This window comes from Nocardia sp. NPDC056100 (assembly GCF_042266325.1).
Lineage (GTDB): Bacteria > Actinomycetota > Actinomycetes > Mycobacteriales > Mycobacteriaceae > Nocardia.
In genome coordinates this window covers 655,330-667,458 of record NZ_JBHJVY010000003.1, presented here as the reverse complement: position 1 = coordinate 667,458, position 12,129 = coordinate 655,330, and the positions used below count along the sequence as shown (strand labels likewise).

Genomic DNA, 12,129 nt, shown 5'->3' with positions numbered 1-12,129 from the left:
CCCCTCGAACGACAACCGGCCGTCCGCGAAACGCGGGCGGCCGGTTCCGTTTCCGGGGTCGCCTCACCATCAGTGGGCACCCGTTGTGAGACCGGCGCGACCCACCCGGGAGGATAGAGCCCATGGTGAACATGCAACTCGGCGATGTGGCGGCCTGGTACGACGTGCACGGCGACGGTGAAGCCGTGGTCCTGCTGCACGGCGCCTTCGTCGATTCGCGCATGTTCGCGCCCGCCATGCCCTCGCTCGTCGGCCGCTTCCGGGTGTACACGAACGATCGCCGCGGCCACGGGCACACCCCCGATGTGCCCGGCCCGATCTCCTATGACGTCATGGCCGAGGACACCATCGCGTTCCTGGAACAGGTCGTCCGCGAACCCGCGCACCTCATCGGGCACAGCGACGGCGCGAACGTGGCCCTGCTGGTGGCACTGCGCCGCCCCGACCTGGTCCGCAAGCTCGTGCTGATCAGCGGGAACTTCCACTACGACGGCATTCTGCCCGGCGTGCTGGACGGCTTCGAAGACGAAGAGACCATGCGCTACCTGGGCTCGAACTACGGCGCGGTCTCACCCGACGGCGAAGAGCACTTCCCGATCGTGGCCCGCAAACTGGCCGAAATGTGGGAGACGCAGCCCGATCTCACCCCCGAGGATCTGAAGGCCGTCTCCACCCGCACGCTGGTCATGTCCGGTGACGACGACTCCGTCTCCCTGGAACACACCATCGCCCTCTACCGGGCGATTCCCGATTCCGAACTCGCGATCATTCCCGGCACCTCGCACCTGCTGGTCATGGAGAAGCCGAACGAGGTCTACCCCTTGATCGCCGACTTCCTGACCAACGATCCGGTCCCGACGCGACAGCCCATCCGCCGCGCCGCTCCCGCCTGATCGCAGTGCTTATGCTCTCTCAGTGCCCGTCCGAGTTCATTCGGTGCCTGTCCGAGTCAACTCAGTGCTCGGTGTGCGCGACCCACTCGTAGACGGGGAGGCTGCCCTCCGGGGTGTCCTCCCACCGCGGCGTCACCTTGAACCGCTCGTACCCGCCCCCGTGCGCAACCCTCAACTCGATACCCGGCGGCGTAATGGGCACGATCCGCTGTTCCAGCCCGTCAGGTCCGCCTTCGAGCAATGCCTTCGGTGAGCTACTCATAGCTGAAGGCTCTCACATCCACCCCACCCGACCGACCGATTCAGCACAATCGGCGAGCCGCGCCTACAGGGGCAGCAGGTGGTGTTTACGGGGGTTGCGCGGCAGCGTCTTATCCCGCAGGACCTGGAGGGCACGGCGGATTTCCAGCCGGGTCGAAGCCGGGTCGATGACACCGTCGATATAGCCGCGCTCGGCCGCCACCCAGGGGGTCGCGATGGTGGCGTTGTAGAAGTCGATCATCTGCTGGCGCATGGCGGCGCGCTGCTCCTCCGGGGCCGCGTCCAAAGACTTTGCGCCGATGAGGGTTACGGCCGACTCCGCGCCCATGACCGCGATCCGCGCGGTGGGCCAGGCCAGATTCACATCCGCGCCGAGCTGTTTGGAACCCATGACCGCGTAACCGCCGCCGTAGGACTTGCGGATCACCACCGTCACCTTGGGAACCGTGGCCTCCACGAAGGAGAAGATGAAACGGCCGCCGCGCTTGATGACGCCGATCTTCTCCTGCTCCACACCGGGTAGGAAGCCCGGGGTGTCGACCACGAACACCAGCGGAAGTTCGAACGCGTCACAGAGCCGGACGAAATGCGCGGCCTTATCGGAGGCGCGGGCATCCAGGGCGCCGGCGTAGACCAGCGGCTGATTGGCGACCACACCCACCGAACGACCGTCCACGCGCGCGAAACCGCAGATCACGTTGCGCCCCGCGGATTCTCCGAACTCGTGGAAATCGCCGTCGTCGAAAATGCGCAGCAGGATGTCGTGCATGTCGTAGCCCGCGTTATCGGCATCGGGGACGATGCCGCGCAGTTCCAGATCCGATTCGGTGAGCTCCGGTTCCATACCCGGATTCACGATCGGGGCGAGCTCCTGACAGCTGGACGGCAGGAAGCCGAGATAGTCCCGCACCCATTGGAACGCTGCCGCTTCATCTTTCGCGACATGGTGGATATTGCCGTACTCGGCCTGATTGCGCGCGCCGCCGAGCTCCTCGAGGCTCACATCCTCGCCGGTGACCTCGCGAATCACCTTGGGACCGGTGACGAACATGTACGCCGCCTCGGTCGCCACCACCACATCGGTATTGATCGGCGCGTACACCGCACCACCCGCACAACTGCCCAGGATCATCGAAATCTGCGGCACCAGACCGGAAAGCGGCTCCTGGCGGCGACCCAGCTCGGCGTACCAGGCCAGCGAGGTGACCGCCTCCTGCACGCGCGCGCCACCGGAATCATTGATGCCCACCACCGGACAGCCGACCTTGGCCGCGAACTCCATGATCCCGGCGACCTTGCGGCCGAACATCTCTCCGACCGAACCGCCGTACACGGTCTGATCATGGGAGAAGACCGCCACCGGGCGGCCCTCCACCAAACCGTGCCCGGTGACCACACCATCGCTGAACAGGGCGTTCTTATCACCCGGATTCCGCACCAGCGCACCGATTTCCACGAAGGTGCCCGGATCCAACAGCATGTTGATCCGATCGCGGGCGGAAGGGATACCCTTCCTGGCCCGCTTCGCCAGCCCCGCCGCACCCGCCGGTTCTCTCGCAACGGCCAACTTGTGTCGCAGGTCGGCGAGCTTCTCAGCGGTCGTGGTCACGGGGCTCCCTTCGGTAGAAACCTACTTTCGCAGAACCTTTTTCACGGTGGGGCTATTTCGGGGTCGTGTCGATTGCCCCAAGTTTCTTGGTCAGATCGGCACCGATGACCCCGATACGCGGTTCATCGACGATATCGATGTGATCACCCGGGATGTGGATGATCTCCAGATCCGGAATGTGCTCACCCCAGCCACCGTTCGGCAGTCGCTCGGCGAAACGCGGTTCCAGCTCGATGATTCCGTCGTGGTAGCGATCGGCCAGGTACAGCACGACATGACCTTCATACCGCTGCGGCGAGATGCGTTGCAACTCACCACCGTCGATGTACGAGCTGCGCTGATGTTCGAGCACGCCGCCCGGAATATCCACGCCCGCGAACTTGACCAGCTGCAACACGATATCGATCTGCTCGGCATCAGTCGCGGCGGCCAGCTCCTCGAGCTGCTCGTCATCCAGCTCGCCCTCGAAACCATAGGTCTTCTTGGCGAAGTTCTGGAAACGACGCACCCGGTTCAACCGCTCTTCCGGTGTGTCGACATGCGGCTGGGAAGGCAGTGCCACATCGATCAGGCCGACCTCGCGGACATCCGCGCCCTCGGCGCGCATCAGCTCGGCAACCTTGAGCGCGAACACGCCACCCAGCGACCAGCCGTACAGGAAGTACGGACCCTCCGGCTGCCGCTTGCGAATCTCCGGAATGTACTGGCGCGCACGCTCTTCGATGGAACCCTCGACGCGTTCGAAACCGTACATCGGGGTGCCCGCCGGAAGGCGCTTCAGCAGCGGCTCGTAGACGAGCGTGTTTCCGCCCGAAGCGTGGAAGACGAAGACCGGCACCGCATTCGATCCGGCTTCCTTCGCGCGCAGCGTGCGCACGAAGCCCTCGACGTCATCGCCGTGCTCCTGATAGGTGGCGACCAGATCGGCCAGCTTCTCGATGGTCGTGCAGGCACGCACGTCCTCGACGCTGACCTGAGCCTTCACCCGCTCCGAGAGCCGGTCGACCAGCTTGGTCAGGGTGGCCTCGTCGAGCTCGGGCAGCGGATTGAAGATGCCGCCCGCGGACTTGCCGGTGGCCAGCGCCCAGGTGCCGAAGGCCAAGCGCTCCGGCGCATTACGCGGCGGGACATTGTCCTTATCGGTCTCGGCGACCGGCGGCGCGGCCTCGATATCGGCCGGGGTCAGCGAAATACCCTCGGCGGCTTCGGCTTCCACGACGATCTCGGTGGCGGCCGCGACCACGTCGGTGGTCTCGCGGTCCAGGCGGTCGGCGAGGGACGGCACCGCGTTGGCGGTGGCGTCGGGCAGCGCGGCCAGCGGATCGGTGCCCGCGGCCATGGCGGCCCGTGCCGCACTCACGAAATCGGCGTCGACCGCGATGTCCTCGCCCGCGGCCTGCCGCTTGGCGATGGCGTCCAGCTGATCACGGTGTTCGATGGCGTAGCGCAGCACCTTGCCGACCTCGAGCAGGCTGGCATCGCGGACCGCCTGCAACTGCAGCTGCGGGATGTCGAATTCGTATTCGACGCGGTTCTTGATGCGCATGGCCATCAGCGAGTCCAGACCCAGCTCCATGAGCGGGATCTCCATCGGCAGATCCTCCACGGCATAACCCATGGATTCGGCGACGATGATCGCCAGGCGCTGCTCGATGGTCTGCGAACCGTTCGGGTTCCAGCGCTCACCGGCCTCCTCGACCACCTCGACGGCGGCGGCCAGCGCGGTCTCGGCGCTCGCCGCGGCCGTAACAGGCTGTGTCACAACCGATTCCGGCAGCGGTGCACCCGAAGTGACCACGGCGTCGAACAGCGCACGGAAGGCGTTGCCCTCCTTGGCGTGCACCGACACCGACGCGCCGCCCGGATGCGGGGTGAGCGTGGTGGTCAGGGTGCCGGCGGCCGGAATCGCGCCGTGCGCCACGGACGCGCCCACGGCGACATCCGAAAGCACCTGTGCCGCAGCCGCCTTCACCAGCGCGGTGAGATCCTCGGCGGCGGTGGCCTGCACCTCCCACACGTGGCGGCCGTCCGGCAGGGCGACGTGCGCGCCCGGAATCCGGCTGCTGCCGGAATCACCGGACAGGTTGACCTTGGGCCAGTACTGCTTGCGCACGAACGCGGTACGCGGCACATCGGCGTAATCACCGGCGGACAGCAGCGACGGCAGATCCACCGGGTGGCCCTGCACGTACAGCTGCGCCAAAGCCGATACGACGGCGGCGGATTCGTCTTCCTTGCGCTTGAGCGTCGGAATCAGCGCGGCATTGTGCACGCCCGCCGCGAAGGTGGTGCCCAGCACCTGCATGAGCGCCACCGAATTCGGCGCGAGCTCCAGGTAGGTGGTGATGCCGGTGTCCACGGCCTGCCGGATGGCATTGGTGAAGTACACCGAGCCGCGCATATTGGTGACCCAGTAGTCCACATCGTGCACGGGGGCGTGACCGGCGCGGTAGACGCCGTCCTTGTGCACCGTCGAGTACAGGTCGTGCTTCAGCGCGGTCGGCTCCAAACCGGCCAGCTCCGCGGCCAATTCACCGAGCAGCATGTCCATCTGCGAGGTGTGGCCCGCGCCGCGGGTCTGCAGGACGCGCGCGAACTTGCCCTCGGCCTCGGCGCGCGCCACGATCGCGTGCACCTGATCCGGCGGGCCGCCGATCACGGTGTTGGTGGGCGCGGCGTACACCGCGACCTCCAGATCCGGGTAGTCGACCAGGACTTCCTCGATGGCCTCGGCCGAATATTCGACCAGCGCCATATTGCGCACCTGATCATCGGTGAGCATGGCCTCGCCCTCGGCCATCAGCCGCGAACGGGCGCAGATGACGCGGACCGCGTCCTCCAGGTTCAGGCCGCCGGAGATGTACGAGCCCGCGACCTCACCCTGTGAATGTCCGACAACGCCTTCCGGCTGTGCGCCGTGCGCGCGCAGCACGGCCGCCAGGCCGAGCTGAATGGTGAAGGTGCCGACCTGACCGGTGCCGATATCCCAGTCCTGCTCATCGTCGAGGATCATCTCGACGACCGAGTAACCGGCCTCGTCCTGCACGTATTCGTCGACCTGGTCGACGGTCTTACGGAAGATGGAGTTCTCGGTGTAGAGCTGCTTGCCCATCTTGCGGTGCTGTGCGCCGAAACCGGCCATCACCCACAGCGGGCCCTTGGCGGCCGGGGCGTCGGCGGTGAAGACGCCGGTGCCCGGCTTGCCCTCCGCGATGGCGCGCAGACCGGCGATCGCCTCATCGCGGGTCGTGGCGATGACCACGCCGCGCGAACGGCCGTGATTGCGCTTGGCCAGCGAACGGGCCACATCCTCGAGCGGAGTCGCCTGTCCCACTTCGGATTCCAGCCAATCGGCCAGATCCGCGGCGGCGCGCTTACGGCGCGAGGGCAGGTACGCCGACACCGGCAGGATCACCGGCAGCGGCTCCTCGCGGGTCCACTCCTGTTCCGGCGCAGCGGTTTCGGTGCCGTCGGAGACGATGCGCTCGGCCTCGGCCAGCACATCGGTGGTCTCGTCATCGAGATCGCCGTCGACGGTATCGGCGGCGGGGGCGGAGGCGGCCGCGGTGGGCACGTACTCCTGAATGACCACGTGCGCGTTGGTGCCACCGAAACCGAAGCCGGAGACGCCGACAGTGGCGGTACCGCTGTAGCGCGGGAACTCGGTGGGCTGATCGACAACCTGCAGGTGCACCTGATCCCACGGAATATATGGGTTCGGGCTCGAGTAGTTGATGGTCGGCGGAATGACATTGTGCTGCAACGCCATGATCACCTTGGCCAGACCGGCAGCGCTCGCACCGGACTCCAGGTGACCGAAGTTGGTCTTGGCCGAACCGAGCAGGGCGGGCTTGTCGGCCTCACGTCCACGACCCACGACGCGACCGAGCGCGTCCGCCTCGATCGGGTCACCGATCAGCGTGCCGGTGCCGTGCGCCTCGATGTAATCCACGCTGGAGGGTGCGATTCCGGCATCCCGGTAGGCACGGCGCAGCACCTCGGCCTGCGCATCCGGATTCGGCGCGAGCATGCCATTGGAGCGACCGTCATTGTTGACCGCGGAGCCCTTGACCACGGCGTAGATCTTGTCGCCGTCGCGTTCGGCATCGGCCAGGCGCTTGAGCACCACAAGTGCGCCGCCCTCGCCACGCACGAAACCATCGGCATCGGCCGAGAATGCTTTGAGGCGACCATCCTTGGCGATACCGCCGTTGGCGTCGAACCCCAGTGTGGGCATCGGCGCGACCAGCGCGTTCACGCCACCGGCCACCGCCAGATCAGCTTCACCGCTGCGCAGCGCGCGGACCGCGTCGTGTACCGCCACCAGCGAGGACGAGCATGCGGTATCGATGGCCACCGACGGGCCGCGGAAGTCGAAGAAATAGGAGGTGCGGTTGGCGATGATCGAAGAAACACTGCCCATGATGCCGTAGGCCTCGGCCGAGAGCGGCGTCTTCGTCTCACCGTCTTGGCTGCTACCGACACTCATCGCCGCGATCAGCATGAACTCGTTGCCGGACGAACCGATGTATACGCCGACCGGCTGCCCTTTGAGGGTGTTCGCCGGAATCCTGGCGTGCTCCAAGGCTTCCCAGGTGAGCTCCATGGTCAACCGCTGCTGCGGATCCATGCGCTCGACCTCGACCGGTGAGGTGGCGAAGAATTCGGCGTCGAAGCCCTTGATCACGTTCTGATCGAGGTAGCCACCCTTGGTATTCGCGTTCGCGATGGCCTCGGCCGCACGCGGATCGCTCATGAACTCGGACCAGCGGCCCTCGGGTAGATCGCGTATGCCGTCACCGCGATTGATCAGGAATTCCCAGGTGGATTCGGGTGTCTCGCCCGCACCCGGCAGACGCGTGGACAGCCCGACGATCGCGATATCGTGCGCCTCGTCCGGGGTGTACCCGGCGGTGTAGAACGAGTCGTCAGCCGATTCGGCCGGAAGATCGGGTTCCCCGTTGATGATTCGCTCCGACAGCGAAGCGATCGTCGGGTGCTGGAACACGATGGTCGGATTGAGGATGACCCCCGTCAGATCCTCGATGTCACCGCCGAGCGCGAGCCCATCGCGTGAGGCCAGGCCGAATTCCTCCAGCGGCCGGTCCGTGGTGATCTTCTCGATCGGCTGCCCGGTCGCGTCGGCGACCCAGCGGCGCAGCCACTCCTGCAGCTCGCCCACGGACATGTTCGCACCGGTGGGAGCCGGTTTCGCGGCGCCTTCGGACACCGTCGGAGCATTGTCGGTCGTCTGGGTGGGGGACGTGCCCTCGTTCTCAGCCATCAATTCCTCAAGTTACCTGTCTGCGTACCGTGCGCGGCGGTATTGAGATTTCACCGTTCCCGTCGGGGACGGTGGTGTGCTCCAAGCATGAATGGCGCGGACCTGTCCGGCCCGCGCCACTCCACGTTAGATGCTCGGCCTCACTCCTCGTCAGGAGCATCGGGGAAGGCCTGCTGCGTGTAACCACCACGCAGCGTGCCTTCGATGTACGCGGCCTTGCATGCGGCACGCGCGATCTTGCCACTGGAGGTGCGGGGAATCGAGCCCGCGGGTACCAGCAGAATGTCGCGCGCGGTCACTCCGTGACGAGCGGAGAGCGCACCGCGGACCGCGTCCGCGATCGGACCCGGATCGGCCTTACCGGCACCCGGACCACGCTCGGCCACGATGACCAGCTGTTCGGAACCGTTGTCCGCGTCGAAGGTCAGACCCGAATGACTGTCCGCGGCAAAGACTTCGGCGGGCAGCTGATTGGCCGGGACCGAGAACGCGGCGATGAAACCGGCACGCAGCGCGCTGGACGCCTCCCCCGCGGAGTACTCCAGATCCTGCGGGTAGTGGTTGCGGCCGTCCACGATGACCAGGTCCTTGACGCGGCCGGTGATGTACAGCTCGCCGTCCACGTAGACGCCGTAGTCGCCGGTGCGCAGCCAATTGCCGTCGGCCGGAACACCTTCGGCGTGCGAACCCTCGGCGACCCGGTTGACGATCCGATTCCGGAAGGTCTTCTGGGTCTCCTCGGCGCGACCCCAGTAGCCGATGCCGACATTGTTGCCGTGCAACCAGATCTCACCGACCCGGCCCTCGGGCAGCTCGGTCGCGCCCTCGGGGGAATCGAGCGATTCCGGATCGACGATCGCACCCCACTGCGAGAGTGCGACATAACCGCAGGACACCTGGGCGATGGAGTTCGGCGTACCGTGCTCCACCTTCACGATGCGACCGGCATTGAGCTCGGTGCGATCGACGTAGATGACCTTGGCCTCGTCCTCGTGCCGGGTGGCCGATACGAACAGGGTCGCCTCGGCCATGCCGTAGCAGGGCTTGATGGCGGTCTTGGGCAGGCCGAACGGAGCGAACGCCTCGTTGAACTTCTTCATGGATCCGGTGGTCACCGGCTCGGAGCCGTTGATCAGGCCGATCACATTCGAAAGATCAAGTGATTCACCGTTCTTCGGCACGGCACGCGCGGCGGCGTGCTCGAACGCGAAGTTCGGTGCGGCGGCGAAGGTTCCGGCGCCGTCGGAGACCGCGGCCAGTTCCTGGATCCAGCGCGAGGGCCGCCGCACGAACGCGGACGGCGACATGATGGTGATGTACTTACCGCCCACGGCGGGCAGGATCACCGTCAGCAGACCCATGTCGTGGTACAGCGGCAGCCAGGTGACGCCGCGTGAATTCCAGTTCAGGTCCAGCGCGTTCACCATCTGCAGCACGTTGGTGCCGACACCGCGGTGGGTGATCTCGACACCCGCCGGGACGCGTGTCGAACCCGAGGTGTACTGCAGATACGCGATATCGTCGACCGCGATATCGGGCCGGATCCACGACTCTCCGACACTGTCGGGAATCGCGTCGACCGCGATGATGCGGGGCCGCTGCGCGGCGGGCAGACCACGGAAGAACTGGCGGACCCCGGCGGCGGAGGAGCTGGCCGTGAGGATCGCCGAGGGCGTGCAGTCACCGAGCACCGCGTGCAGGCGGTCGGTGTGGCCCGGCTCGTCCGGATCGAACAGCGGTACCGAGATGGTGCCCGCGTAGATGGCAGCGAAGAAGGAGATGACGTAATCGAGGCCCTGGGGGGCCAGGATCGCGACACGATCACCACGCTTGGTCACCTGTTGCAGACGTGCAGCCACCGCGCGCAGCCGAACGCCGAACTGACTCCAGGTCAGATCCTGATACACACCGTCGCGCTCGCGTGAGTAGTCGATGTACCGGTAAGCCAGATCATCGGCGTCGTTCCCGTGGGTGTGCTTCTCGACGTAGTCGACGAGGGTGCGCCCCTCGGGAATCGTGATGTTCCCCGTTTCGTCGAGGTAATCGTCGAAAGTCTCGTCCATTCCTTCTTCTCCTCCGAGGCACACGCGACATGGGCGGCGACGATGCCGCTGTTGCCTGTGAGGCCCCGACTTTTCGCCCGCGGGAAGCTCTTGAAGAGCCGACCTGCAGAATTCCGTTGCGGTCTGCGCGGTGACCGTCTATTGGCTAGATGTACTCAAACCAGGGTCATGTTACAGAGGAGCCACCCTGCCATGCTCCGGAGCGGCTAAACATATCCCAGCTCACTCGACTCGCACATACGGGATCACCGGCGCGAATGCGATGGTTTGGGTGCGCAACCCCCCGCCCCGAGGGGTGGGATGTGAATTGCCGCACCCGGGTCGCCCGGGCGAGGGACGGCGCGGGTGTGCCGAACCCCACTGCTGTCATCAACACCTGCTCCTGGCTGTCCGGACCGAACCGCTTACCGGACTCGCCGGTAACACGACTCGGAGCACTTTACAGCGTGACCCTGAAACTGGGGGGTCGGTCGGAACTTCAGGAGTGGGCGGGATGCGGCGCGTTCTCAATCAGGCCATCTGCCCAGCTCACGGTCCACTGGGTGGCCGTGGTGCCGTTCTCGTCGACGACGAATCCGTTGTACAGGCTGTGCACCGGATTGCCCGCGGCCTTCACCAGGGTGCCGACGCTGCTGAGGATGTTCATCGGGTTCAGCGCCTGTTTGGGCGAATCACAGATCATGTCGCCCGGCGCGCAGATGGTGAAGGTGCGATTGGCCAAGGAGCCGAAGCCGTCTCGCGGTCCCGTCATGGTGATGCCCGGAACATTGAGCCCGCGCAGCGCCACCTCGGCGCCCACACCGGCGGGTGACTGCCCGATCTCGGTGGCCTGACCCGGACCCTGATCGCGCCGCCCGTCGGCGATGACCGTCACGCCCAGCACCTTGTTCTCCGGGATAGGCCCCTTGCCCGCGCCGATCTGTGCGGCCACATCACCCGCGATCACCGCGCCCTGCGAGAAGCCGGTGATGACGTAGGTGGTGAGCGGGCACGCCTTGTAGGTGGCGGCCAGCTTGTCGGTCGCGCGCGTGATGCCCTCGGAACGACTGTTGTTGTAGGACTGCTGACCGTCCGGGGGCAGCGCGATCGGATTCGAGAACTGCGCCACGTACGGAACGGTGTAGACCTCGAGCCGATCGTTCGGGAACTTCTCCCGCACCGGGTTCGAGATATTGAGCATCAGCGACGCCGGATTCGAGGCCGGGTTGTACGGGTCGTCGGCACTACTGGATTCCCAGGTGCCCGGGACCGACAGCATCAGCACATCCGGGCAGTCCGCCGACTGCGAGGTCGGCTCCTTCGGCCCGGGCGGTTTCGGTCCCGGCAGCCGGAGCCGGCCCGCCAGCAGGTACCACAGCAGCAGCACCACGATGATGACGATCACGATCGCGGCGATGAGCAGCAGGCAACCCGCCGGTTTCGACCGGCTTCCGGAGCGGCGTCGGATGGTCACTTGTTGCAGTAACTCTTCGAGGCGACTTCGTAGTAGATCTTGCCCGCCTGATCGACCGACATCTTCGACTCGTCGAAGGACGGATCCGATCCGGCGATGGCGGTCACGTAGGTGATGATCTGATCCTGCGTGGCGCCTTCGGCGGTGCCCTGGCAGACCAGGCTGCCCGCGGTGAGCGCGATATCCGGTGCGCCCGGGTTGATTCCGCGCTTCTTGAGCTCCTCGAGGAAGGTCTTGTCGCGATCGGTCAGCGCCGGGGTGCCGCTGGGCGTGGTGAGGAACTGGCTCGGCACCGGCTGCGGACGCTCGGCCTGCGGCACCGTGGTGGGCGCGGCCTCGGAGGTCTGCGGTGCGGGCTGATCGGTGGAGCCGCCGCCGGCGGGCGCGGTGGTGGCGGCCGCCGAGGTCTTGGTCGTGGTCGGAGCCAGCGTGGGCGTACTCGTCGCGGTCGAATCATTGTTGCCACAGGCGGCAAGCAGTCCGGCTGCGGCGACAGTGAGCACTACGCCGAAAACCTTTCCACGGGTCCGATGCATGTGATGGATTCCTTGATCTGTCTGCGGGCA

The 12,129-nt window shown here is 66.1% G+C and carries 7 protein-coding genes; 1 reads left to right on the top strand and 6 read right to left on the bottom strand.

The window, feature by feature from the left end; translation table 11 throughout:
- The first annotated feature begins 122 nt into the window (after positions 1-122).
- Positions 123-893, top strand: a complete 771-nt coding sequence (locus tag ACFC0O_RS25215; protein ID WP_364637136.1) for an alpha/beta hydrolase — start codon at positions 123-125, stop codon at positions 891-893.
- A 61-nt stretch (positions 894-954) separates the two neighbouring features.
- On the opposite strand, the gene ACFC0O_RS25210 is transcribed toward ACFC0O_RS25215, so the two are convergent.
- The 6 genes from ACFC0O_RS25210 to ACFC0O_RS25185 all read right to left on the bottom strand — a co-directional run bounded on the left by ACFC0O_RS25210 (position 955) and on the right by ACFC0O_RS25185 (position 12,099).
- Entirely contained in the window at positions 955-1,155 is a 201-nt protein-coding gene (locus tag ACFC0O_RS25210; RefSeq protein ID WP_330184029.1) for a DUF5988 family protein, read from the bottom strand.
- Positions 1,156-1,218: 63 nt separating this feature from the next.
- Positions 1,219-2,763, bottom strand: a complete 1,545-nt coding sequence (locus ACFC0O_RS25205; RefSeq protein WP_375961842.1) for an acyl-CoA carboxylase subunit beta — start codon at positions 2,761-2,763, stop codon at positions 1,219-1,221.
- Positions 2,764-2,815: 52 nt separating this feature from the next.
- Positions 2,816-8,047, bottom strand: coding sequence for a polyketide synthase Pks13 (gene pks13 / locus ACFC0O_RS25200; protein ID WP_375961839.1), 5,232 nt, complete (start codon positions 8,045-8,047; stop codon positions 2,816-2,818).
- A 140-nt stretch (positions 8,048-8,187) separates the two neighbouring features.
- Complete coding sequence (fadD32, locus tag ACFC0O_RS25195) at positions 8,188-10,110, bottom strand: long-chain-fatty-acid--AMP ligase FadD32 (protein ID WP_375961837.1); 1,923 nt, start codon at positions 10,108-10,110, stop codon at positions 8,188-8,190.
- Between the two features lie 478 nt (positions 10,111-10,588).
- Entirely contained in the window at positions 10,589-11,557 is a 969-nt protein-coding gene (locus ACFC0O_RS25190) for a cutinase family protein (protein ID WP_375963806.1), read from the bottom strand.
- Between the two features lie 2 nt (positions 11,558-11,559).
- A complete protein-coding gene (locus ACFC0O_RS25185; RefSeq protein ID WP_375961835.1) occupies positions 11,560-12,099 on the bottom strand; it encodes a DUF732 domain-containing protein in 540 nt (179 codons plus the stop codon).
- Positions 12,100-12,129: the final 30 nt, after the last annotated feature.

Bases quoted from the DNA above. Each gene is read 5' to 3' on its own strand.
- pks13 (WP_375961839.1), bottom strand. From the start codon at position 8,047: ATGGCTGAGAACGAGGGCACGTCCCCCACCCAGACGACCGACAATGCT.
- ACFC0O_RS25215 (WP_364637136.1), top strand. From the start codon at position 123: ATGGTGAACATGCAACTCGGCGATGTGGCGGCCTGGTACGACGTGCAC.
- fadD32 (WP_375961837.1), bottom strand. From the start codon at position 10,110: ATGGACGAGACTTTCGACGATTACCTCGACGAAACGGGGAACATCACG.
- ACFC0O_RS25185 (WP_375961835.1), bottom strand. From the start codon at position 12,099: ATGCATCGGACCCGTGGAAAGGTTTTCGGCGTAGTGCTCACTGTCGCC.
- ACFC0O_RS25210 (WP_330184029.1), bottom strand. From the start codon at position 1,155: ATGAGTAGCTCACCGAAGGCATTGCTCGAAGGCGGACCTGACGGGCTG.